At 70.1% G+C, this 22,910-nt stretch carries 16 protein-coding genes and 3 pseudogenes; 8 read left to right on the top strand and 11 right to left on the bottom strand.

The features are described from left to right. Nucleotides 1-208 precede the first annotated feature (208 nt). From OG370_RS05325 to OG370_RS05305, 5 genes are all read right to left on the bottom strand, one after another. Nucleotides 209-796 (bottom strand): GNAT family N-acetyltransferase, encoded by a 588-nt coding sequence (locus OG370_RS05325; protein WP_328461112.1) that lies wholly within the window; start codon nucleotides 794-796, stop codon nucleotides 209-211. A gap of 175 nt (nucleotides 797-971) precedes the next feature. Next, nucleotides 972-2,636, bottom strand: a complete 1,665-nt coding sequence (locus tag OG370_RS05320) for a purple acid phosphatase family protein (protein WP_328461110.1) — start codon at nucleotides 2,634-2,636, stop codon at nucleotides 972-974. A gap of 196 nt (nucleotides 2,637-2,832) precedes the next feature. Further along, the gene (locus tag OG370_RS05315) at nucleotides 2,833-3,702 is read right to left on the bottom strand and encodes a helix-turn-helix domain-containing protein (RefSeq protein WP_328461108.1); all 870 of its coding nucleotides are present in this window, start codon (nucleotides 3,700-3,702) and stop codon (nucleotides 2,833-2,835) included. A gap of 8 nt (nucleotides 3,703-3,710) precedes the next feature. Then, entirely contained in the window at nucleotides 3,711-4,229 is a 519-nt protein-coding gene (locus OG370_RS05310) for a DUF6907 domain-containing protein (RefSeq protein ID WP_328461106.1), read from the bottom strand. 125 nt (nucleotides 4,230-4,354) lie between these two features. Further along, complete coding sequence (locus tag OG370_RS05305; protein WP_328461104.1) at nucleotides 4,355-4,855, bottom strand: ATP-binding protein; 501 nt, start codon at nucleotides 4,853-4,855, stop codon at nucleotides 4,355-4,357. A 168-nt stretch (nucleotides 4,856-5,023) separates the two neighbouring features. On the opposite strand from OG370_RS05305, the gene OG370_RS05300 reads away from it, so the two are divergent. From OG370_RS05300 to OG370_RS05290, 3 genes are all read left to right on the top strand, one after another. Next, nucleotides 5,024-5,947, top strand: a complete 924-nt coding sequence (locus tag OG370_RS05300; RefSeq protein ID WP_328461102.1) for a helix-turn-helix domain-containing protein — start codon at nucleotides 5,024-5,026, stop codon at nucleotides 5,945-5,947. After that, on the top strand, nucleotides 5,944-6,165 hold the full coding sequence (locus OG370_RS05295; RefSeq protein ID WP_328461100.1) for a DUF397 domain-containing protein: 222 nt from the start codon (nucleotides 5,944-5,946) through the stop codon (nucleotides 6,163-6,165). The genes OG370_RS05300 and OG370_RS05295 overlap by 4 nt, the downstream gene beginning before the upstream one ends. Nucleotides 6,166-6,722: 557 nt before the next feature. Then, nucleotides 6,723-8,789 (top strand): phosphocholine-specific phospholipase C, encoded by a 2,067-nt coding sequence (locus OG370_RS05290; RefSeq protein WP_328461098.1) that lies wholly within the window; start codon nucleotides 6,723-6,725, stop codon nucleotides 8,787-8,789. 50 nt (nucleotides 8,790-8,839) lie between these two features. Here the strand turns inward: OG370_RS05290 and OG370_RS05285 are convergent, their stop codons facing one another. Next, nucleotides 8,840-10,327: an MFS transporter gene (locus OG370_RS05285; protein ID WP_328461096.1), complete on the bottom strand. Its 1,488-nt coding sequence runs from the start codon at nucleotides 10,325-10,327 to the stop codon at nucleotides 8,840-8,842. A 344-nt stretch (nucleotides 10,328-10,671) separates the two neighbouring features. On the opposite strand from OG370_RS05285, the gene OG370_RS05280 reads away from it, so the two are divergent. After that, nucleotides 10,672-11,370: a TetR/AcrR family transcriptional regulator gene (locus tag OG370_RS05280; RefSeq protein ID WP_328461094.1), complete on the top strand. Its 699-nt coding sequence runs from the start codon at nucleotides 10,672-10,674 to the stop codon at nucleotides 11,368-11,370. 4 nt (nucleotides 11,371-11,374) lie between these two features. On the opposite strand, the gene OG370_RS05275 is transcribed toward OG370_RS05280, so the two are convergent. Next, nucleotides 11,375-12,190 carry a helix-turn-helix domain-containing protein gene (locus OG370_RS05275; RefSeq protein ID WP_328461091.1) on the bottom strand — a complete coding sequence of 272 codons (816 nt, stop codon included), beginning with the start codon at nucleotides 12,188-12,190 and terminating at the stop codon, nucleotides 11,375-11,377. A 72-nt stretch (nucleotides 12,191-12,262) separates the two neighbouring features. On the opposite strand from OG370_RS05275, the gene OG370_RS05270 reads away from it, so the two are divergent. The 3 genes and pseudogenes from OG370_RS05270 (at nucleotide 12,263) to OG370_RS05260 (ending at nucleotide 14,209) form a co-directional block, all read left to right on the top strand. Beyond that, the gene (locus OG370_RS05270) at nucleotides 12,263-12,652 is read left to right on the top strand and encodes a cupin domain-containing protein (RefSeq protein WP_328461089.1); all 390 of its coding nucleotides are present in this window, start codon (nucleotides 12,263-12,265) and stop codon (nucleotides 12,650-12,652) included. Between the two features lie 98 nt (nucleotides 12,653-12,750). Further along, nucleotides 12,751-12,857, top strand: a pseudogene (locus OG370_RS05265) (helix-turn-helix domain-containing protein); the annotation flags it as partial. 39 nt (nucleotides 12,858-12,896) lie between these two features. Beyond that, a pseudogene (locus OG370_RS05260) lies at nucleotides 12,897-14,209 on the top strand (tyrosine-type recombinase/integrase). A 110-nt stretch (nucleotides 14,210-14,319) separates the two neighbouring features. On the opposite strand, the gene OG370_RS41450 reads toward OG370_RS05260, so the two are convergent. The 3 genes from OG370_RS41450 to OG370_RS05255 form a co-directional block, all read right to left on the bottom strand. Continuing rightward, nucleotides 14,320-14,718: a barstar family protein gene (locus tag OG370_RS41450; RefSeq protein WP_443060617.1), complete on the bottom strand. Its 399-nt coding sequence runs from the start codon at nucleotides 14,716-14,718 to the stop codon at nucleotides 14,320-14,322. 61 nt (nucleotides 14,719-14,779) lie between these two features. Continuing rightward, the gene (locus tag OG370_RS41445) at nucleotides 14,780-14,998 is read right to left on the bottom strand and encodes a ribonuclease domain-containing protein (protein ID WP_443060847.1); all 219 of its coding nucleotides are present in this window, start codon (nucleotides 14,996-14,998) and stop codon (nucleotides 14,780-14,782) included. Between the two features lie 187 nt (nucleotides 14,999-15,185). Then, on the bottom strand, nucleotides 15,186-21,377 hold the full coding sequence (locus OG370_RS05255) for an RHS repeat-associated core domain-containing protein (RefSeq protein WP_328461087.1): 6,192 nt from the start codon (nucleotides 21,375-21,377) through the stop codon (nucleotides 15,186-15,188). Nucleotides 21,378-21,779: 402 nt separating this feature from the next. Here OG370_RS05255 and OG370_RS41440 point away from each other — a divergent pair. Then, nucleotides 21,780-21,936: pseudogene (locus OG370_RS41440) on the top strand (IS256 family transposase); the annotation flags it as partial. A gap of 32 nt (nucleotides 21,937-21,968) precedes the next feature. Here OG370_RS41440 and OG370_RS05250 read toward each other — a convergent pair. Further along, complete coding sequence (locus tag OG370_RS05250) at nucleotides 21,969-22,856, bottom strand: LysR family transcriptional regulator (RefSeq protein WP_328473808.1); 888 nt, start codon at nucleotides 22,854-22,856, stop codon at nucleotides 21,969-21,971. Nucleotides 22,857-22,910 lie beyond the last annotated feature (54 nt).

Genomic DNA, 22,910 nt, shown 5'->3' with positions numbered 1-22,910 from the left:
GTGAGGGCGCGAGCTGCGAATCATTGCTTTACAGGCAGGTTCCGGAAGTCGCACCGGAGTCCCGCGGCCGGCCCTCGTACGGTAACAGCAGGGGTCCGCGCGGCTCTCCCGCATTTCGCCCGGCTCCCGCGCCGGGTCCGCCCCGGGTCCGCGACCGCCGCACCGCCGCCGCACGACCGCCGGGGTCGTACGGGCGCCCGGGTGCGGGCTACTCGGCGATGAGCGGTGCGGGGGCCGGCGGGAACTCGGCCTTGCGCAGGCGGTACACCTGGAGCCGCAGGTCGTAGTACTTCTCGGTCTCGCCGACCCACTCCATGCCGACCCGCCGGGCGGTGGCGGCACCGCGCTCGTTGCGGGGGCGGACGACGGCGAAGATCTCGTCGGCGCCCGCCTCGAACGCGTAGTGCGCCACGGCGTGCCCGGCCTCCGAGGCGTACCCCTGGCCCCACGCGGTGGGGGCGAGCTGCCAGCCGACCTCCAGGTCCACGCCGTACGGGGGCAGCGGGAGCAGGGCCGCGCCGCCCACCAGCTCGCCGGTGTCGCGGCGGGTGACGGCCCAGCGCCCTGCCGGGGGCTCCATCTCCTCGCAGTTGGCCCGCCAGCAGCCGAGCAGGTCGCGCATCGCCTCGGTGTCCGGGGTGCGGGTCATCGCCGGGGCCAGCCAGCGGGTCACCTCGTCGGCGCCGTACACCGCCAGGGCGCCCGCGGCGTCGTCGTCCTGCCACGGCCGCAGGATCAGCCGCGGGGTCAGCACGCGTGCGCCGTCGACCTCGACGCGGTATTCGCTGTCGGCCACGTAACGCCTCCTGCGTGGGTGGGCCAGGGGTGGGTGGGCCGCCGTCCACCCGGCCGCCCACCGCGGATCGTAGTTCACCGCGCCGTGCGTGGTGGTGTGCCGTACAAGCAGCGTGTCGGGTGACCCCGAGCGTGCCACCCGGGCGGACCGTGCCGCCCGGGTGGACCGGGTGCCGTCAGCGACGTGCGTCGGACCGCTTGCGGTGCAGCGTGAACTTCTCGAAGACCGAGAGCTCGCCGGCGGGCTTGTCCACGTTGTAGTACGTGACGTGCAGGCGGGTGGTGTCGCCGGGGAAGCGGCCCGGGTCGACGGTGAAGGCCGCGAAACCGTACGGGTGCTCGATGTCGCGCACGCCCGTCCAGACCGCCTCCTCCTTGACGTAGGTCGGCGCGCGCTTGCCGCCTTCAGGACGGCTGTCGGCCACCGCCGTCAGGACCTTCGCGGTGCCGTCCTTGAAGAAGGACTGGTTGGTGGTGCCGGAGACACCGCCGCCGCCGAGCACCATGTGCACGGTGCCCAGGCCCGTGTCGATGTCGTCGGTGCGGGTGGACGCCGGGTTCGGGGTCAGCGTCTCGCTGCCGCTGACGACGCCGCGCACGGCGAGCGACCGCTCGTAGTTGTGCTCGTGCCCACAGACGACCAGGTCGACCTGGTAGCGGTCGAAGAGCGGGCCGTACTTGGCGCGCAGGCCCAGGTCGGCGCCGTTGGCGTCGGAGGAGGAGATCATCACCTGGTGCATGGCGACGACCACCCAGTCGATCTCGCGGTCCGCCCGGGCGGCCTTCAACTCCCGCTCCAGGAAAGCGAGCTGGCGTCCGCCGGAGTAGCCGTTGATGTAGAGGTCGCCGCCGTCCTGGAGGCAGTTGTCGTCGTTCTGGAGCACGATGACCCGCACCGAGCCGGCGGTGAACGCGTACCACAGGCCGGCGAGTTCGGCGTCGGTCTCGGTCGACGGCAGCGCGAAGTACGTCTGGTAGGCACCCAGTCCGATCGGGCCGTTGCCCGACTCGATCTCGTGGTTGCCCGCGGCGGGCATCCACGGCCGGAAGCGGGCCGAACGCGTGTTGTTGGTGAAGAAGTTGTTCCAGGTCCGCACCCGGTCCAGGTCCAGGTTGGCGTAGCACAGGTCGCCGTTGAGCAGGTGGAACAGCGGCGCGACCTGCTCGATGCCGGTGACGATGTCCTTCGTGGCGGGCGTGGAGTTGGCGTCCAGCGCCACGGTGCCGTCGGCCGCCCAGGTGACCTGCGGCGCCGACTGGTCGCCGAAGCTGGTGAAGGTCAGCGGCTGCCGGCCGCGCGGCGCGGTGGCGAAGGTGCCGCTGTCGGGGGTGGCACCGTCGTGCGAGACGACGTAGAAGTACTGCTTGCCGGGGGAGAGCCGGTTCAGTGCCGCGTGGTGGACGTAGACCTTCCGGCCGGACTTGCCGTCGGCGTAGACGCGGGTGACCGCGTCGGCGCCCGAGCCGAGGCCGTGGTCGAGCGTGCCGTACATCACCCGGGGCCGCTTCACCGGGGCGTCGGTCAGCCAGGAGACCACCATCTGGGTGGACGGGTCCTTGCCGAACGTCAGGTGCAGGCCCTGCACCGGCGGCGCGCCGCCTGCGTCCGGCGACGGGTGGAAGGCCGGGGCACCCGCCGGGGCACCTGCCGGCGCGCTGCCCGGGGCCGACGCGGCGGCCGGCGTCGCGGTCAGCAGCGGTGCGGCCACCGCGGCGGCACCCGCGGTGCCGAGCAGGCCGACCGCGGTCCGGCGGCCGATGCGCGGACCGGACGAGGACTCCGACGAGGACTCGGACGACGACGGCTCGGACGGGTCCAGCGGGTCCAACTGTGCGACCATCATGGCTCCTTGGCGCGGATGCGGTGCGTGGAGGTGCTGAGCGGTGCCGGTGCCACCGGTACGGCGCGGTGACATCGGGCAGACTCCCGCCCGGCGGCGACGGGCAGTTGAACGGCGCCTTGCCGGACGGCGACGGAACCCACGGTGACGGGCCGGTCGCGGCGCCCGGGGCGGGCTGTTCAGGACGTGGACGTGGTCACGGTGGCGGTGCGGTGGACGTGGACGCGGTCGCGTTGGTGGTGCGGAGGGCGTGGAGGTGGGTGAGGGTCTGGGTGGGGGTCAGGGCGGTGTCGCGTAGGTTGTCGTAGCTCTGGCGGAGTTGTTCGACGTCGTCGGGGTCGTCGGTGAGGTGGCCGGTGAGCGTGCTGTGGGCGTGGGCGAGGGGACGGCCGACGCGGAAGGAGAGGAGTTGGAGGGGGCCGTGGAGGACGCGCGGACCGCCGCCCAGCGGGAGGATGTGGAGGGCGACGGCGGGGTGTTGGGCGGCGGTGATCAGGTGGTCGAGCTGATCGGCCCAGGTGGTGGGGTGGTGAACCGCGTGCTGGAGCACGATCTCGTCGAGGATGGCGCGGTAGTGGACCGGCGGGGACGCGGTGGCGGTCAACCGGGCCTGCCGCAGCCGGAGTTCTTCGAGGCGGGCGTTGAGTGCCCGGAGGTGGTGGGGGCCGGTGGCGGCGAGTTGCTCCTTGGCGTAGGCGGGGGCCAGGAGGAGGTCGGGGATGGCGGTGAGGGCGTATTCCTGGATGGTGGTGGCGGTGGCTTCGAGGCTGGCGATGCCGCCGGCCGCGACCTGTTTGGCTTCACGTTTGGCCAGGTGCCACAGTCGGACCAGGAGGTCGCCGGTGTGGTAAAAGCGGTCCAGGGCGAGGGCGACGTCGAGGGTGCCCAGTCGTCCCCCGGTCTCCAGTCGGTGCAGGTAGGACTGTTCGTAGTGGCACTGGTCGGACAGTTCGGTGAGAGTGAGTCCGGCCTTCGCGCGCAGCACGGCGAGTTGGTGGGCGTACAGGGCGCGGGCGGTCGCCTCGCTGTTCGCGAACAGCGGCGCCGGAGTGCTGGGTTTCGTCACGTGGGCCTTCACCGGTGGGTGCCTGTGGAGCGGGACTGGTAGCCGGTCCAGTCGGAGCGGGCGGCGATGAGTGTGGGGCGGACCTGGTGATCGAGGCGGTCGGCCAGGGCGCGGAGACCGTCTGCGAGGTGGCCGAGTTCTTCGGGGCCGAGATCGGTGAGCCAGTACTCTCCGGCCAGGTGGAGGTTGGCGATGGGGATACAGGGTTCGGGGTCGGGTGCGTAGGGGTTGCAGTCGATGCTGGTGTGGAGGACTTCCACGGGCGTCGGGTGCCGTTCGGGGTTGGCGGGGGAGTAGACGCGCAGGATCTCTCCGGGGAAGCGGACGTGGTGGTTGATGTCGGCCAGGCGCGCGGCCAACTGGTTTGGGGGCACGTCGTGTTCGCTGGGGTCGGTGCTGGCCCAGGCCGGCAGATGGCCGATGGCGGTTTCGCCGGTGGTGGTGGTGATCGCCCACCGCCGGGTCGGCGTCGACTTCTGCGGGGTAGCGGGGTCGGGTAAGGCGCTGGATGAGGGGACCGCGTTCATGGTGCGGGGTTCCTGTTCGTGGTCGGGCGGTGGAATCGGAGGGTGGCGCGGCGCGGTCAGGCGTCGGCCGGCCTGGCCGGGGGTGCCGGATCGGGGGCGGTGAAGCGGCAACGGTCCTCACGCGCTCACCGCCACGACGAAGCTCGCGATGGCGAGCTGTCCCGTGCCGTGGGACGGCGATACCCAGTGGGGAGAGGGAGCGCGGCCCACACGAACTTTCCTTCGGGCCGGGTCAGCGCGGTGCCCCACTGCCCCTCGGAGAGACCGGCCACCACCTGGAGGCCGCGTCCGCCCTCGGCTTCGAGGGAGATGGGCTGCAGCACCGGGCGGGCAAGGCTCTGATCCCACACTCCCAGGTACAGGCGCGTGTTGGTCAGCCACAGGGTCAGGGCGCACCGCCGTACGGTCGACGGGCGGACCTGCCCGGCGTCGAACGGATCGGCGCAACTCCCCGCGTGGCGAACGGCGTTGCTCGTCAGCTCGGTGACCACGGTCGCAGCGTCGAACACCACGTCTTTGGGGAGCCGCCAGCGCGTGAGCGTGTCTCCGACGTGGCTCCGAGCGCGGCCGACGGCGGAGGGTTCGCACGCCAAGTCCAGCCTGCTTCGACGGAAACTGGGCGCCATGGCCAACACCTCTCACCGGTTCACGAGTTGAGGGGCGCACGCGGTGGTAACAGGAAATGACGATTACCGTACGCTGAGTTGCGAGCGCCTGGATGCAACTGTGAAGTATGAGCAACGTTTCTGGCAACCTGATCCGGAAAAGTTGGTTTCCGACTTGAAAATTGGCATATGCCAGCAACGTTGGCGGCGCTACCCTGCAACCGACACAAGAGAGGCAGGCCGATGGCGGAAGCAAGGCCCAACGTGCACCGACGCAGGCTCGGATCGGCCCTGCGGTCGCTGCGGACAGCCGCGGGACTCGGGATGGAGGAGGCCGCGGACCGGCTTGGCCTCGCGGGGAAGCCTGCGCTGAGCAAGATCGAGAACGGCAAGCAACGTGTCTCCGGCCTCGGTCTGACCGCCTTCTTCGAGATCTACGGCGTCGACTCGGAAGAGACTCGCACGAAGATCAAGGTGATGGCGTCCCTCGCGGCCTCGGGCAAGCGGACGAACCTGCTGGACGAGTACAAGGAAGCGATCCAGACCGACGAGTTCGAGGACTTTCTGCACCTCGAAGGGATGGCGTCGAAGGCCGAGTCCTACCTGACCATGGTGCCCGGCCTGCTCCAGACCAGGGACTACGCGGCCTCTGTCGTCGAGCAGAGTCAGCAGTGGCCGTCGAAGCGGGAGATCGCCCGCTTCGTGGATCTCCGCATGGCGAGGCAAGCGGTGCTCGCGCGCGAGACACCACTCAGCGTGTCCTGTGTCCTTGACGAGGCGGCGCTGCGACGCGTGATCGGCGACCCGGACGTGATGCGCGCGCAGCTCCAACGGCTCCTGGATGTGACCGAGGAGCACGCCCACGTAGTGATACAGGTGCTCCCCTTCGGGTCTGGCGCACACGCAGGCATGAACGGTCCGTTCCAGCTCCTACACTTCCCGGTGGGACCGCCGGTTGCCGTCATTGAGACGATGACAACCTCCGTCTACCTGGAGGAGGATGGGGACGTGGGCAGGTACGAGTCGGCCCTCGAATACCTCCGCTCCCGGTCCCTCGACGGCCCGGCCTCGCGCCGCTTCATCCACGAGTTGATCAAGGACTACTACGCATGAACAAGCAGGTCGATCTCACCAACGCCACCTGGGCCAAGAGCGACATGTCCAATGCTGGCAACAACTGCCTGGAGGTCGCCTTCGTGGACGGGGTGGTGGCGCTGCGCGACTCCGTGGACGTGGGTGACCCCGACGCCAAGGTCCTGATCGTCTCCCGTCGGGACTACGAGCTGTTCACAGCAAGCGTGCAGGCCGGACAGAAGGACCTGCTCGCCTGAGCACATGTCGGAGGCGCCGGCCCCCGGTTGTCCAACGGGGCCGGCGCTCACGTTCCGGCCCGAGCAGTGGCAGACCTTCGTGGACGCGGTCGTTGAAGGTCGCTTCCCGACCCTGGGAGTCTGACACCCCAAAGAAGCGTTGCCGGCTGTGCGTCGCACGTAGGCCCCTTCCTTTGGAGGGGGCCTCTTTGGCGGATGGGGGCGACGTGGACGGCGGAGGGGCCGCACGCCAGGTCGAGTCTGCTGTGACGCAACCGTCCTCCCGCACCCACCGCCGCACCTCCCGACGTGGTTGTGGAGCCCGAAGAACGTCCGGTTCGCGCCCGGACCGAACCGTCCCGTACCCCCGTAACTCGCCCCGACGCCCGGACACCCCCGTGCCCGCGCGCCCCATCAGCCGCCGCGGGCAGGGCTGTTCGCGGTCCGTACCTCGGCGCGCCACGCGGGCGACACCCGCCCTTCGCCGGCGCTCGGTGGTCTGGGACGGACCCGACCGGGCTGCCGCGACCGGATACCGCGGCACACCTCCGCCCCGAGCCAAAGAGGTCTCGCGAGCCATGACCGAACTCAACCGGCGCCGCTTCCTTCAGATCGCGGGCGCCACCGCCGGCTTCTCCGCGCTGTCCGGCAGCATCACCCGGGCTGCCGCCATCCCGGCCGGCCGCCGCACCGGCACCCTCGAGGACGTCGAGCACATCGTCGTCCTCATGCAGGAGAACCGCTCCTTCGACCACTACTTCGGCTCGCTGCGCGGGGTCCGCGGCTTCGGCGACCCCCGCCCGGTCACGCTGCCCAGCGGCAAGTCGGTGTGGCACCAGCCGGACGGCACCGGCGCCGGCGCGGGCGAGGTCCTGCCGTACCACCCGGACGCGGGGGACCTGGGGATGAAGTTCATCGAGGGCCTCAACCACGAGTGGACCGGCAGCCACGCCGCGGTCAACGGCGGCCGCTACGACCAGTGGATCGCGGCCAAGTCCGCCGCCACGATGGCCCATCTGACCCGCGAGGACATCCCGTTCCACTACGCGCTCGCCGACGCGTTCACCGTCTGCGACGCCTACCACTGCTCGCTGATCGGCGGCACCGACCCCAACCGCTACTACCTGTGGAGCGGTTGGACCGGCAACGACGGCAAGGGCGGCGGCCCGGTCGTCGACAACTCCGAACTCGGCTACGGCTGGACCACCTACCCCGAGCGGCTGGAGCAGGCCGGCGTCTCCTGGAAGATCTACCAGGACGTCGGCGACGGCCTCGACGCGGCCGGCGGCTGGGGCTGGATCGAGGACGCCTACCGCGGCAACTACGGCGACAACTCGCTGCTCTACTTCGACCAGTACCGCGACGCGAAGCCCGGCGACCCCCTGTACGACAAGGCCCGCACCGGCACGAACGCCAAGGCGGGCGACGGCTTCTTCGACGTGCTGCGCGCCGACGTCAAGGCCGGCCGGCTGCCGCAGGTGTCCTGGATCGCCGCCCCCGAGGCGTTCTCCGAGCACCCCAACTGGCCCGCGAACTACGGCGCCTGGTACATCTCCCAGGTGCTCGACGCGCTCACCTCCGACCCCGAGGTGTGGAGCAGGACCGCGCTGCTGATCACCTACGACGAGAACGACGGCTACTTCGACCACGTCGTGCCGCCGTACGCCGCCGCGCCCGGGCAGGGCGCCTCCACCGTCGACACCTCGCTCGAACTCTTCCCGGGCGACGCCACCTACGCGCCCGGCCCGTACGGCCTCGGCCAGCGGGTGCCGATGATCGTGGTCTCGCCGTGGAGCACCGGCGGCTACGTCTGCTCCGAGACGTTCGACCACACCTCGGTCCTCCGCTTCATCGAGCGGCGGTTCGGCGTGCGCGAGCCGCAGATCTCGCCCTGGCGGCGCGCCGTCTGCGGCGACCTCACCTCCGCGTTCGATTTCTCCCTCACGCACGACCGGCCCGCGCACCTGCCCGGCACCGACGGCTACCAGCCGCCGGACTCCGACCGGCACGACTCCTACGTACCGGTGCCGCCCGCCCACCAGGCGCTGCCCCGCCAGGAGAAGGGCTCCCGGCCGACCAGGCCGCTGCCCTACGCGCCGCGCACCGACGCCGCCGTGACCGCGTCCGACGCGCGGATCACCCTCACCTTCGGCGGCGGCACCGGCGCGGGCGCCTGCTTCCACGTCACCTCCGGCAACCGCACCGACGGGCCCTGGACGTACACCACCGGCGCGGGGCACACCGTCTCCGGGCACTGGGACACCGGCACCTCCGGCGGGGAGTACGACCTCACCGTGCACGGTCCGGCCGGCTTCCTGCGCGCCTTCGGCGGCTCCGCGCACCGCACCGGCGCCGAGGTGACCGCCCGGCACGACGCCCTCACCGGGCAGGTCGAGCTGACCCTCACCAACTCCGGGCACACCGACCTCCGCTTCACGGTCCGCAACGCGTACGACGGGAAGCAGCGGATGCTCGTGGTCCGGGCCGGGCGCCGCGAGAGCCACCGGCTGGACCTCGCGCGCTCCGGCCGCTGGTACGACGTGACGGTGCTGTCCGACCACGACCCCGCGTTCACCCGCCGTTTCGCCGGGCACGTGGAGAACGGCCGCCCGGGTGTGAGCGACCCGGCGATCGCGACGGTGTAGCCGGCCGCGCCGGTGCCGGGCCCGCCCCGTAAGGAGCCGGCCCGGCGGCTCTAGCGCCCGACCGGTCCGGCCTGCCCGGCGGGCTCGGCGCCCTGGGTGGCCGCCGCCGAGGGTTTCGGCCCGGCCGGGCGCAGGACGGTGAGGGCGATCAGGACCGCGGCGGCCAGCAGCGCGGCACCGAGCGTCAGACCGAGCGCGTAGCCGCGGTTGAGGGCTTCGGGTGCGACGCTCCCGCCGGTACGTTGCTGGGCCGCGGTGCCGAGCGAGGCCAGGCCGAGCGAGGCGCCGATCTGACGCGAGCTGTTGAGCAGGCCCGCCGCGGTGCCGGCCTCGCGGGGCGCGACGCCCGCGGTCGCGGTGGAGACCACCGGCCCGAGGCAGAGCCCGAAGCCGACGCTGGCGACGATCGACGGCCCGAGGACGTCGGTGACGAAGGCGCCGCCCGGGCTGATCAGGCCGAACCAGGCGAACCCTGTCGCGGTCAGCGCCGCGCCGGCGATCAGCAGGGTGCGTGGCGTGAACCGGTACCCGAGCTTGACGGCGAGCACCGAGCCGGCCACCACGCCGAGCGCGAACGGCAGGAAGTCCAGCCCGGTTCTCGCCGGTCCGGCGCCGAGCACGCGTTGCAGGTAGAGGGACATGAAGTAGAAGGCCGAGGACATCGCGGCGCCGACCAGGAGGTTGTACGCGTTCGCGCCGGCCACCGAGCGGTTGGCGAACAGGCCGAGCCGGATGAGCGGTTCGCGGGTGGTGCTCCGCTCGACCCGGAGGAAGGCGGCCAGCAGTACGGCGGCGACGGCCAGGGTCGTGACGGTCACCGGCGAGGACCACGCGTAGCGGTCGGTGCGGACCACGCCGAACACCGTCAGGCTCAGGCCGGTCGTGGCCAGCATGGCGCCGAGCACGTCCGGGCGGCCGCCGCGGGCCGCGGGGCGGTCGGCGGGGACGCCCCGCCAGGCCAGGGCCAGCGCGCCGGCGGCCATCGGCACGTTGACGAACACCACCCAGCGCCAGCCGGCGTACTGGGTGAGCACGCCGCCGACCAGGACACCGAAGGCGCCGCCCGCGGCGTTCGTCGCGCTCCACACCCCGAAGGCGCGGACCCGGGCCCGCCCGGTGGGGAACGTGGCGGTCAGCAGTGCCAGCGCGGCCGGCGCCAGGGCGGCGGCCCCGATCCCCTGGACGACGCGGGCTGCGACCAACTGGCCGGGGTTCTGCGCGAAGCCGCCGAAGAGGGAGGCGAGTCCGAACAGGCCGAGGCCGAGCATCAGGACGCGCTTGCGGCCGTACCGGTCGGCGGCCTTGCCGCCCAGCAGGAGCAGCCCGCCGAACGCGAGGGCGTACGCGTTGACCACCCAGGTCAGGCCGAGCGCGCCGAAGCCGAGGCCGGTGCCGATCCGCGGGAGCGCGACGTTCACGACCGACAGGTCGAGCGACACCATGAACTGCACGACGGCGACCACGGCGAGGGTGCGGCCTGGGCTCACCTCGGCGCCGGTGCGCGGTTTCGTGGGCCGCGCCGTTCCGGTGGCCGTCATGCGTCGGCCCGCCGGGTCGCTCGGCCGCGGGCGGTGCGGCGTGCCGCGGGAGGCAGCGGTGCGTCCGGTACGGCGGGCGCGTCCTGGACATCCGGGAGGGCCGGGCCGGTGCGCCCGGTGATCGGTGTGCGGGTCATGCCATGTCCGTCCGTCTCGCTCGTGGCGCCCGACCGCGGGTGGACGCCGCAGGGGTGTCGCGGCAGGGGTTCCGCGATATTTAGGAACATGTTCCGAAAGTACTCCGGACGGACCTCGGCTGTCGAGTTCGCTGGTGCGGGTCCGCGGACCCGCGGGTCGGAACCGCCGTTTCGCGGTGCGGGATCGTGGGGCGGCATGATGGGGCAGTGCCCCGAACCAACGCATCGCCCGGCCGTACAGGTCGGCCACCCGTCACCTCACGAGCGGAGATCCTGGCGGCGGCCCGCCGGCTCATCGAGCGGGACGGCTGGGAGAAGCTGACCGTCCGCCGGCTGGCGGCGGAGATCGGCATCGGGACCACGACCCTCTACCACCACGTGCGGGACCGCGAGGACCTGCTGGTCCAGCTCCTCAACGAGCACGTCGACCAGACCCTGCCGCCCGATCTGACCGGCGATCCGCAGGAGCGGATCGTCGCGGCGGCCACCGCGATCCACGACTCCCTCGCCGATTGGCCGTGGGCGGCCGAGATCCTCACCGTCGACGGCTTCCTCGGGCGCCTCGGCGAGCCGGCCCTGCGGGTGGTGGAGACCGTCGTCGCCGGGGCGATCGACTGCGGCTGCTCCCCGGTTCAGGCCGTCGACCTCTTCCGCGGCGTCTGGTACTACACCGTCGGCGAGATCCTCGTCCGGGCGCACTCCGCCCACCGGCGCGCGGACGGCGACCAGGCCGTCCGCCGCGACATCTTCTTCGGCGGTGTCGACACCTCCCGGCTGCCCCGGCTTGCCGCCGTCGGCGACCAGTGGCCGGCGCTGGCCGAGCGCGACACCTACCCCCAGGGCCTGAGGGCGTTCGTCGACGGCCTCCTCGCCCAGGCTGCGGCGGGCCCCGTGCCCAGGGCCTAGGAGGCTAGCGCGACCGGCCGTTGCGGCGGGCGTAGGCGACCGGGGTGACGCCGAGGTGGCGTTTGAAGTGGCGGTTGAGGTGGGCCTGGTCGTAGAAGCCGACGGCCGAGGCGACCGCGACCGGCCGCTCGCCGGCGAGGAGCAGCCGCCGGGCGCGGTCGATCCGCAGCCCGGTGAGGTACGTGTGCGGCGGCAGGCCGTAGGTGCGGGAGAAGCTGCGGATCAGGTGGGTGGGGTGGGCGTGCAGGAGCGTGGTGGCCTCGTCGAGGGTGAGGCCGTCGGCGATCCGGGCGTCGAGGAGTTCCCGCAGCCGAGCGGCGAGGCGGTCCCCCTCGCGGCCCGGGGGCCGTACCCGGTGGGCGTCGAGGTGGACCAGCAGCCGCTCCCGGACGAAGGCGAGCCGTGACTGCGCTTCGAGCGCGTCGTCCTGGTCGCGCAGGGTCCCGTGCAGCCGGTGCACCCTGGCGCGCAGCGCCGGGTCGCCGAGGATCGGGCCGGCCACGGCCTTTCCGGCCAGCCGGGCGGGCAGCACATCCGTGCTCAGGTACAGCACGCGCTTGCGGAAGCCCGCCGGGTTGACCGTCCGGCCGTCGTGCGGGACGCCGGGTGGAAGGAGGACGACCCGGCTGGCGTCCGTCGCGCCGTGGCGGGTGCGGTCCAGCGCGAAGTCGACCACGCCGTCGTCCAGCAGCATCAGGTCCCACGTGGTGTGGGTGTGCACGGGGTAGGCGTGGTCCGTGAAGTGCGCGTGCAGCACCTCCGTGATGCCCGGCACCCCCGGGCGCCACGCGTCCACCTGATGGATCTCGGGGCCGTCCACGGCACCCCCTCTCCGCCACACGGGTCAGGAACGTACAAGACCCCCACCGGCCGGTTCGGCCACCCTCAGCCCATGACCGACCCCACCAACCCTGCCACGTCCGGGCACGCAGCCGTGAACCTCGCGGCCAAGCTCGCTTCGTTCGACGAGCTGTGGGCGCAGCGGACCGTCGCCGACGTCAACGACTACGAGGTGAAGCTCGCGAAGCTGCACGGCGAGTTCGTCTGGCATCGCCACGACGACACCGACGAGCTGTTTTTCGTGATCAGCGGCCGGCTGACCATCCAGCTGCGCGACGGCGACGTGGTCCTCGGGCCCGGCGAGCTGTTCGTCGTGCCCAAGGGCGCGGAGCACTGCCCCCGCGCCGACGAGGAGACCGCCGTCCTCCTCCTCGAACCCGCGGGCACCTCCAACACGGGCAGCGCCCCCGGCCCCCGCACGAAGCTCCCGCTCCGGCTCTGACCCTCCCCCCGCCGACCTGCCCCGGCTCCCGGTCGAAGGACCCCCGCCGGTGGGTTTCAAGGGCCGCCGACGCCGAGCTCCTGACCGTCCCCGAGGTCATGGCACGCCTGAAGATCAGCCGTTCCACCGTCTACGACCTCATCCGCACCCACAGCTCGCCTCCAACACCATCGGCCGCGCCCGCCGCATCCCCACCCACGCCCTGTGTACACCCTCGTCCACACCAACTCGAACAGGCAGCCTGATGACCGCCCCCGACACCAACCCCGCCCCCAGCACCAGTTCTCGCAGGGCCCGCGCCAACGGCACCGTCTATCAGCGCAAGGACGCCGCTGGGAAGCCGCCGGCTACCTGCTGGCCGTCGGCGACACCCGCAAGTGTGTCCGCGTCTACGGCACCACCCGCAAAGACGCCCTGGCCAAGCTCACCGAGAAGATCGCCGCCAGCAACCGCGGCCTCCCCGCGCCCTCCGCGCAGGGCAGCCTGGCCGCGTACCTGACGTACTGGCTGGAGAACGTCGCCGTGCACCATCTGCGGGAGAACACCCACACCCGCTACACCGCCGTCGTCCGGCTGTACGTCCTCCCCGGCCTGGGCAAGAAGAAGCTCGCCAAGCTCACCGCCAAGGACGTCCGCACCCGGCTCAACCAGCTCCGCACCATCTGCCAGTGCTGCACACGCGGCACCGACACCAACCGCGACCAACCCCAGTGCTGCGCCGTCGGGAGGTGCTGCCGCAAGCGGCTCTCCCCGCTGACACTGGCCTACGTGCGCTCCATCCTCAAGTCCGCCCTGGAACACGCAGTCCGCGAAGAGGAGATCCCCCGCAACGTGGCCCGCAACGTCCGCACCGGCACTCCCCGCCCCCGCCGCTTCGAACCCCTCACCGCCGACGAGGCCCGCCAGTTCCTCACCGCCGTACGCGGACACCGGCTGCACGCCTTGTTCGAACTCGCTTTCCACACCGGACTCCGCAAGGGCGAACTCCTCGGCCTGCGCTGGGAAGACCTCGATCTGGCCAGCGGAACCGCCACCATCCACCGTTCCCTCCAGCGCACCCGCAGCCAGGGCCTGACCGTCCTGAACACCAAGACCCTCGCCTCCGAACGGCGCATCGCCCTCCCCACCGAATGCATCAACTCCCTCAAGATCCACCAGGAACGGCAGCAGGAAGAGCGTCAGGTACCCGGGACGGGCTGGACGGACAACGGGCTCGTCTTCACCACCTCGAAGGGCGGGCCGCTCGACCCCACCAACCTCACCCGCCGCTTCCGTCGCCTTCTCCACAGCGCAGGACTCCGAACGATCCGCTTCCATGATCTCCGCCACTCGACAGCCACCCTGCTCCTGGAACAGGGCGTCGACCTCGTCGTCGTCAAGGAACTCCTCGGCCGCGCCCACATCGGCGTTACCGCCGGCGTCTACGCCCACGTCCGACTCCGCCTCCAGCGAGACGCCATCAACACCCTCGGCAGAGCCCTCGACGGCCCGACGACCACCAAGGCCGAGAGGTCCGACGGCGACGAACCGCCACCTTGCGCTGCTGGCATCCGCTGACGTTGCCGTCAACTACTGCCGTCAGACACCGCACAGGCCCCACCGGAAGGTTCCGGTCGGGCCTGTAGTTCGCTATCGCTCACGACGCGATCACGGGCAGCGAGCCAACCTCACTCCCCCTCCGGGCGCCAAGACCCCCAGTAGAAGAATTCCAGCTGCCACTCACCGCCACCTTCAGACTCGATCGTTTCTGTCGCGTTCTGAAGATGCCACGACGTATTGACGAACAGGCGCAAATCCCGACCTGCAAGAACATCCGAGTTCAGAAGCCCCACGATCAATCGGCGCGGCTTCTCCTGGAACTCGGCAGACAGCAAGTCGAAGAACCCATCCCAGCCGCCACGAAAGTAGCCCGGGAAGTCAAGCTCTCGCCCAACAGCTAGAGAGGCGTCACGCTCCGATTGGAAGCGTGAGGCATCGACGCATCGGACCTGGAACCCCTGGCCCTCTATGCGACGTCCGACCGCGTCTCGGCCAGTCTCTGGAAGCAGATAGGGTGGGGCAGACATCCCTGGGATTACGCTAGAGATCGGTCGCCACTGCACGTTTCCTCAACCTTTCGCCAACTCCTCATCGAAGCCGGATGAAATTGTCGTAGTGATTGGAGGTGTAGTACACCTCACCCTTTCGCCCGAATACGAGACGCTCCGCCCCTCGATTTCCCGTCCCTCTACCGGAAGGCCAAACATCGCTCTCCGTGTAGTAGCCGAGCGGTCTATCTGGAAGCTGCCCATTTCCGTTGCCGTACTCTCCGGCCGGTCGACCTCTCCTGCCGCCCTGATGCGTCATGGCAGGCGGTCGCCCGTTCATGTCGTAGAAGTCAACAACCTCTTGGATTCGGCTCTGGGTTGCGGCCTTACTCTGCCCGAAAATCCCTTCCTTGAGCGGGGAGCCGAAGAGGCAGTTGCTGTTGTGAACCAGGACCGGCGTGGCTCCCGCCAGCACATAGTACGTGTGCAGGTCCGCGACGGTCAGGTTATAGGGTGACCGTGTGGCCGGTGTAGTTGCGGACCGTGTGGATTCGGGTGGTGGTGCCGTCCGGGAGGCGGAGGAGGTCGCCGGGGTGGAGGTCGGCGGCGTTGGCCCAGCGGTGGAGGGCGACGTCCCAGTAGGGGTGGTGCTGCGTCGAGGTGATGGTGTGGTTGGCGATGCCGACATCGGTGAAGTCGGTGTCGGTGAGGGTCTTGATGACCGCTGTGACCTTTTCAGGCTGTGTCTTCCCGGTGAGCGGGTTCGTGGCGACGACCTTGTCGCCGACCTTGACGTGGTCGATCCGCTCGCTGTTCCCGTCGGCCGACAGCACCTTGGTCTCGCCCGGGAAACTGTTGACAGTTACACAGCCCTCACCCTCCTTACCCGCTAGCGTCTCGGCCTCGTCACGGCCGAGATTCGCCTGCGCCTCCTCGATATCAGAAATGCCGGCATCGGGGCCGAGCATCTTCGCCACCGTTTCGACGGCCTTGGTCGCGAGAATATCCTCCACGACATCGGCAAGCGTGGGGATCTTCAGATCGACTTTGACGAGGTATTCGATCTGTTCCAACCGTGCAAGCCAGCCCATCACCTGGGCCGCCGCCGGCGGTTCGCCTAGGTGGGCGGTGGGGTCGTAGCAGTTGTAACTGCCGTCGATGCAGTCCTGCTGGATCATCTTGTAGAACTCGGCGCGGAAGCGGGAGAAGTCCTTGGTGTCGTTGCGGATCACGACGTTCGGGTAGATCTCCGTGTACCCGCTCTTCGTGAGAGGGTCCGACTTTCCCATGTCGAGGCAGGTGCGGTCACACTTCGCCGCAGGCGCGCACACACTGGCGATGTTGCAGGGCCAAGACTTTCCGGAGCTGCCGCCCGTGGCAGAGGTGGAGGCCGGGTTGCAGGGGGCGTCGCCGTTCTGGCCGCACTCCGAGCGCTGACCTGTGGGGTCGCTCTGGTTGACGGGATCGTTCGCGCCGTAGGCGTAGCCGTTCCACTGCTGGGGATCGGATGGGTCCAGTAGCGGGTCGGGGTCGAGGAACCGGCCGGTCAGCGGCTGGTATTCCCGGGCACCGAGGTTCGTCAGACCGGTGGCGTCGTCCTTGGTGCCGCCGACGAACCCGTGGTCGCCGGCCCAACTGGTGGGCTGTGTACCGCGCGGCACACCGAAGGGGTCGGCGGGGCGGCGCGATTCGGTCAGCGTGGTGGCATCCAGCGCGAGCGTCGCTGTGCCTTGGTCATCGGCAACCTGCCAGGTGCGCGAACCGGCTTGCACCACGGCGGTCAGGCCGTTCGGGAGACTGTATGTACGGGTGTCGGTGACGGAGCCGGTAGCGGTGTCGAGGACCAGTTCGTCGTCGCCGAGGTTGAGGGTGGTCTTTCCCGGGTCGTGACGGAGCAGTTGGTTGCCGTCGGCGTCGTAGACGTACGTCGTCCCGCCGCTCGTGCCGGTCTTGGTGTCGGAGGCGAGTCGACCCTCTGTGTCCCAGGTAAGTGTGGTGGTTCCGGAGGTGTCAGTGACCGCCGTCGTGTCACCGACGGCGTCGTACTGGAAGGCCGACGTGCCCGGGTTCCCCGGCCCGGTGCTGGTGGTGGACAGCAGGGCGTGGGGTCCGCCGGTACCGCCGCCGCTGTTCGCTGCCGTGGTCGGGGTGTTCTGCCGTCCGATGGCGAAGGCCTGAGTGGTGGAGATGTCTTTGGCGGTGTCGCCCGAGATGTCGTGCTGGACCTGACCCGTGCGGTTTCCGGTCTCATCATAGGAGTACGAGGTCCAGTAGGGCGCGGGGCCGCCGACCGTGGTCTTGCCCGTCGCCGCGCCGCTGGTAGGCGAGTTGTTCTTGCAGCTTCCCAGACCCGAGACCTTCGGCTGGGGCTCGGTGGATACCCCGCCGTTGTCGGTCCACGCGGTGGTCAGCCGGCCGAGGTAGTCGTAGCTGAAGCACTGCAGATCGGTCAGGGACGGGGTGTTGTCCGCGATGTTCTGGATCGCGGTCAGCTTCCCGGCCGGGTCCCGGGTGTAGGTGATCTGCTGGACCGCACCGGTACCCGCGGACTGCTTGTCCAGATAGGAGGAGAGCAGGTTGCCGGTGGACTGATCGTAGTTATCGGTGGCCACGATCTCGGTGCCCCACGGGTTGACCGTGGTGCGCACCGGTCGGCCGAACGCGTCGTAGTCCGTGGACAGGTCGTACTCGGTGGCGGTCGAACCGTAGCTGAGCAGGGCGCCGTTGACGTCGTAGCTGTAGTTGAGGGTCTCGGCAGGCAGGTCGCCACGGGCGTCCGTGTGGGTCGCCGAGACGTTGCCGGTGATCGGGTCGTAGATGGCCTGTGTCTTGTAGGTGCCGGCGAGCTTTCCCTCTGTCGAGGGGATGGTGACCGAAGTCCCCGTGGAGCGCCCGCCGATGTCGTACCCGAGCACCGTGCTGGAATACGGGTGTGCGGTGTCCCCACCGGTGTAGCTGTTGGACTCGGCCGGCTGCCCCTTACCGCCAGGGGCCGTGTCGTACGTCCAGGTGGCTTCCGGGACCTTCGTGGTCGACGGCGCGGTGGTGCTGTACTCAGCCGTCTGGCGTCCGAGGAGGTCGTAGTCGTAGGACAGCGTGATCTTGCGGGCGTCGGTGGTGGCGGCGAGTCGCCCGTCGGCGTCGTAACTCTTGGTGGTGGTGCCCATGTCGGGGTCGGTCTGGCTCGTCGGGCGGCCGCGCTGGTCGTACCGGTAGGACCAGGTGTCCTTGGTGGTGGAGTCGGTCTGCGTGTCGGGGTTGCCGGCCGGGGTGTAGGTGTAGGTGGTGACGTCGGCGTCGGATGACTTGCCGGTGGCCGTGGAGGTCTTGTACTGCCACGCCTGGGTGGTCCGGCCCGCGGCATCCGTGATGACCGTGGTCGGCGTCCCACCTGCGGGAGGAGTGGTGTCGGTCTCGTCCACGCCCGGGTAGGCGGTCGCGGTACGCCACTGCTCCTGCGCGTACGCGGAGAACACCGAGGCGACGGAACGGTCCTGGCCGTCGTAGATCGTGGCGGTCTCACCCGGCACTTCGTCGTCGTCGACGGCGAACAACGTGCTACCGGGCGGGGCGGAGTCGTCGTAGTAGGGAGAGTGGGTCTCCAAGGGCCGGCCGTGGGAGTCGTAGAGGGTATCGGTGAGTACTCGGCCGTGGTAGGCGGAGATGCCCGGGGTCGCCTGGGTCTGACGGGGACGTCCGAAACCGTCGAAGATCTGAACGGACTGCGTGTATCTCGCTCCGGCATCCACGGAGAGCGTGGAGGTCGTGACGGCAGAGGGGGCGTCGGTACCGTTCACCGCGTAGGTGTAGGTGATGTTGGGGTGGTCGGCCGTGGTCCGTCCGGGAGCCCAGACCTTGACCAGGCGGCCGAGGGGGTCGTACTCCTCGGTTGCCGTGTTTCCGTTGATGTCCTTGGAGGTCAACGGCAGGCCCCGCGCGGGGTCCATGGTGGTGATGGCCTGCCAGTCGGTGGTGCTCCCCGGGGCTGGGCTCTTCACCGTGATCGTGGTGGGCAGTTCACCGGTGTGCGCGGCGTCGTACTCCGTCGTGGTCGTGGCTCCGTGCGGGTGCTGCGTGTCAGTCGCGTTCGGGTCCGTGGCCGAGACGACGCGGCCGTAGTCGTCGTAGGTGGTGGCCGACGTGGTGACGTACACGGGTGTGCCCGAGTCGTCGTAGTGGTCCAACTCCTGTGCCGAGGAGATGTTGCCGCTCGCCGCGGCCGACCCGAAGCCTTTCGCGTCGTACAAGCTGCGTGAGTCGCTGACCGTGTTGTCCTTGGTGGCCGTAGCCGTGCACGCACCGGTGCCGGAGATGACCTTCTTCTCGTCCACCAGAGTGGTCAGCAGAGGGTTCGCGGAGGTGGCGTATGAGGTGAGGGTGCACTGCTCCGGTTCGCCGTCGGCCTTGGCGTCGACGCTGACAGCGAGGTTGCCGTGACTGGGGTCGGTCCGGGTCGTCGTCGTCGCGGTACGCCAGGTGCCGTCAGCCTTGAGGCCCCTGGTGGTCTGGACCGACGCGGTGGAGTCGTATCGGGCGACGAGGTCGGGCAGGTCTGAACCCCGCGCGTGTGTGGCGGTGGTGACAGGTTGAGAGCTGGTGTTGACCTGGTAGGTGGCGATGCTGCCGCCTGCCTTGTCGTAGGTGTCGGTCTCCAGAGTCTGGCCGGCCAGCCAGTCGGAGTCCGTGACGTGGTCTCCGAGCGAGTCGGTGAGCGACACCGATCGGCTGCCCCCGGAAGCGTTCCGGTCGCCTTCCATGCCGAGGTAATACACGGTCTTCGTCTGCGACTCGGGACCGTCCTGCCCGGAACCGGTCGTGGCCGTGACGTAGGCGTAGCCTCGGAAGTCACTCCAGGTGCGCGTTGCGGAGTCGGTCAGCTCGCTGTCGTCGTAGTGCCACGCGGCCGGGCCGTAGTCGTAGTGGGTGACCACTGCCGGCGAATCGGCCACCTTGTCGTTCTCGGTGACGGAGTCGACCTGGTAGCGGTTGAACCAGTCCGACTCGGGGCCTTCGGCCTCGTCCCGACCCGGCGGATACCATTTCACGTTGTAGCAGGGCATGGTGTCGGTGGCCGCGCTGGCAGGCATCTTGCCGCTGATCCTGGAGCAGGCCGCCGGCCTGAAGACGACCTGGATCTGCTCGCCGGTCTCGGTCGTGATGGTCTTCATGCGCGGGCGGTTGAAGATGGTGGGCGCGGGTATGAGGTTTGTTCCGTCGACGCGGTTGGGCAGTTCCTGCCACTCGAAACTGACCTTCGGCATCTGCTGGTCCGTCGCGCCGTCCTTCCCGGTTCGCTCGATGGAATCGAGCCACATCGACGGCTTGTTGCCGTCGTACGGGTCCGGAAAACTCTGGTTGAGCTGGTAGCTGTCGACGTCCTTCCACTTGCCTGCGGAAGCGACCTGGGTCGTGATCGTCTGCAGCCTGGTGGTGGTCCAGAACTCCACTCCGTAGTTCTTGCAGGTGGTGGAGCCCTTGTCGCAGTTCTCGTCGTACGGGACGTCCGGCCAGTGGGCCGCGTTGGAGGCGCCCAGGGTGGCGCCCAGACAGGTGAAACCGCCGGCGACAGAGCAGCGACCCTCCGGAGCAGGTGTGAAAGCCACTCGGTCGGCGGGCATCAGCGCGCCCTTCGCGGCCACCTGGTCCGCCAGCCGCTGGCCATAGTCGATCGTCTTGAGCGTGCCGCCCCGGACGTAGGAGGTGGGAGCCCCGTTACCGTTGTTCTGGCCGGCGCCGCGCTCGTAGTAGTTGGTCTCCGCCTGGTAGGTGTACGTGGTGAGATTCCCGTGGGCATCGACGGCATAGTCCAGGTTCAGGCGCCAGGCCATCTGGCACCAGGACGCGTCACCCTTGGTCTTGTCGTAGCAGGGGTCGCCGGAATTGGGCGAGTAGACCGGCTCGGTCCAGGCGGAGTTGGTCGCCGGGTCGCTCTGATCGCCGCCGGGCAGGTGGTTCAGGCCGAAGTAGTAGGCAGCCCCGGAGGACGTGCTCACCTTGACGTACTCGCCGTTCGAGGTGCCATTGGACGCCCCGGTGAGGAACTCCACCTTCGAACCGTTGTCGTCCCGTAGCCGCCAGGTTCCCGTTTTGTCGTCGCGCACCAGTTGGCTCGACTCGCCACCGAGGAGGATGGTCGCGTTGTAGCCGCCCCAGCACACATCGCTCGACCCGGCGATGCCGTCCTTGTCACAGGACTTGTAGGAACGCTCGATGTATCCGGGGCTGTAGTCCCACCCGTCACCGATCCAGGAAGCCTGCGCGTTCGTGGACGACGTCAGACCGTCCACGGACGAGGAGTCGTACGACAGCGCCACCGCGGGCGTGCCGCCGCCGATCGAGGGCGGCACCTGGATCGGATAGCTGTACGTGAAGCCGCCGTTGCTGGAGCCCGAGGTCCAACCGCTGCTCGGGTTCAGACTGGTCGCCGCGTAAGTACCTCCGCCGCCGGCCGGCGTGGTGTCGGCGGTGAGCACGACGTTCTCGGACGCTGGGGCACTGGAACCGGCTGTGGTACCGCTGCCTGCCGGTACCACCACATCAGCGACCAGGCGGTGCGTCGCCGGGTCGTAGTGCGACTCGACGGGTGTCTGCCGGGCGCACTCAGGTGAACCCGGAGTGGTCAAGGCGCACGACGGCAGTTCGACCAACCGGGACCGGGACGCCGCGTCACCGCCGAACTCGGCATCGAGACTGCTCACGTCGACACCGACCTCGACCGAGCCGGACGAACCCTTGGCATTGCGCGAGAGTGCCACCACCGGCCCTCGCTCGCCGAGTTCGGCCGCAGTGCCCTTCGGCAGGACGTCGATCCTGTAGGGCGTGCCTGCCGGAGCGCTCGCCGCGTCGGCCGCCGATCCTCCCGCCCTGGCCGACGACTTCGCCGACCAGCGCCGCCCCCTACAACCAGTGGCCCGGCTCCATCGCCGACGTCCGCACCTACCCCGCAGCACTGACCGCGGGAGAGGTCAACCACCTCTACACCACATCCTGAGACGCCAGGTCCCAGGGGTCTGTCGAAGGCGAGCGGATCGTGGTGCGCGTACAGATGCTGGTCTCCGAGTAGGCCCGCGTTGCAGCGCGGGTCGGGAGGACCCGCCCGTGCTCAGCCGCAGAGGTGCTGGGTGCGCAGGCCCGCAACGTCAAACAACTGCCTCCCCAAGTCCGCCCAGCCCGGTGCGACGAAGGCGATGCGGGCGATCTACAGCGCCGAGTACCGCGGACACGCCGAGAAAGGCGATCGAGGCGTTCGCGGTGACCCGACCCAGGGCGGACCACCCCGGGGGGTCGGGTCACCGGGGAGGCGCCTCGGAGAGGATGACCTGCTGGAGCACCCGCGCGGCCCGCGGCGGAGCCACATCGCTGCGGTGCGCGAGCGCGACGGTGCGCCGTAGGCCGGGGCGGGCCAGCGGCGTGACGCGCAGGCCGTCGCCGGCCCGGGCGGCCACCATGGAGGGCACCACCCCGATCCCGAGCCCGGCCCGTACGAACCCCAGCACCGCGTCCATCTCGCCGCCCTCGACCGTGAAGGTCGGCTCGAAACCGGCGGCGCGGCACGCGCCGAGCGTCAGGTCCCGCAGGTCGTACCCGTGCCGGAACATCACCATCGGCTGCCCGCGCAGATCCTCGATCCGCAGCGGCGTGGGCGGCGGGTCCGCGCCGACCGCGGAGACGGCGACCAGGTCCTCCTGGAACAGCTCGACCGTGGTGAGCGCGGGGGAGGGGCTGGGCAGCGGCAGCACCACCAGCGCGAGGTCCAGCGCCCCGCGGGCCAGCTCGCGGACCAGGTCGTGGGAGCCGCCCTCCTCCAGCAGCAGCCGGATTCCGGGGTGCCGGTCGTGGAAGGCGCGCAGCACCACCGGCAGCAGCCCGGTGCACAGGCTGGGCGTGGCGCCCAGCCGCACCCGGCCGCTGCGCAACTGCGCCAGCTCCAGCACCTCGTGCCGCGCGGTGTCCGCGTCGGCGAGGATGCGCACCGCCAGCGGCAGCAGCGCCTCCCCGGCGTCGGTGAGCGCGATGTTGCCGCGCGCCCGGCTGAACAGCGGCGCCCCCAGCTCCTTCTCCAGCGCCCTGATCTGCTGGGACAACGACGGCTGGGAGACGTGCACGGCCTCCGCGGCGCGGGTGAAGTGCCGCGCCTCCGCGACCGCCACGAAGTACGCAAGCTGCTGGAACTGCATGCCCTCAGCGTACGCCTTCATAGGCGTTCACTATGGAAACGAGCCAGATCATGT

The sequence above is a fragment of the Streptomyces sp. NBC_00448 genome (assembly GCF_036014115.1).
GTDB lineage: Bacteria > Actinomycetota > Actinomycetes > Streptomycetales > Streptomycetaceae > Actinacidiphila.
The sequence above is the reverse complement of the archived record's forward strand: the minus strand, read 5'-3'. Positions and strand labels throughout refer to the sequence as shown.

Bases quoted from the DNA above. Each gene is read 5' to 3' on its own strand.
- OG370_RS05270 (WP_328461089.1), top strand. From the start codon at position 12,263: ATGACCGACCCCACCAACCCTGCCACGTCCGGGCACGCAGCCGTGAAC.
- OG370_RS05290 (WP_328461098.1), top strand. From the start codon at position 6,723: ATGACCGAACTCAACCGGCGCCGCTTCCTTCAGATCGCGGGCGCCACC.
- OG370_RS05285 (WP_328461096.1), bottom strand. From the start codon at position 10,327: ATGACGGCCACCGGAACGGCGCGGCCCACGAAACCGCGCACCGGCGCC.
- OG370_RS05300 (WP_328461102.1), top strand. From the start codon at position 5,024: ATGCCAGCAACGTTGGCGGCGCTACCCTGCAACCGACACAAGAGAGGC.
- OG370_RS05320 (WP_328461110.1), bottom strand. From the start codon at position 2,636: ATGGTCGCACAGTTGGACCCGCTGGACCCGTCCGAGCCGTCGTCGTCC.
- OG370_RS05250 (WP_328473808.1), bottom strand. From the start codon at position 22,856: ATGCAGTTCCAGCAGCTTGCGTACTTCGTGGCGGTCGCGGAGGCGCGG.
- OG370_RS05295 (WP_328461100.1), top strand. From the start codon at position 5,944: ATGAACAAGCAGGTCGATCTCACCAACGCCACCTGGGCCAAGAGCGAC.
- OG370_RS41450 (WP_443060617.1), bottom strand. From the start codon at position 14,718: ATGTCTGCCCCACCCTATCTGCTTCCAGAGACTGGCCGAGACGCGGTC.
- OG370_RS41445 (WP_443060847.1), bottom strand. From the start codon at position 14,998: ATGACGCATCAGGGCGGCAGGAGAGGTCGACCGGCCGGAGAGTACGGC.
- OG370_RS05305 (WP_328461104.1), bottom strand. From the start codon at position 4,855: ATGGCGCCCAGTTTCCGTCGAAGCAGGCTGGACTTGGCGTGCGAACCC.
- OG370_RS05310 (WP_328461106.1), bottom strand. From the start codon at position 4,229: ATGAACGCGGTCCCCTCATCCAGCGCCTTACCCGACCCCGCTACCCCG.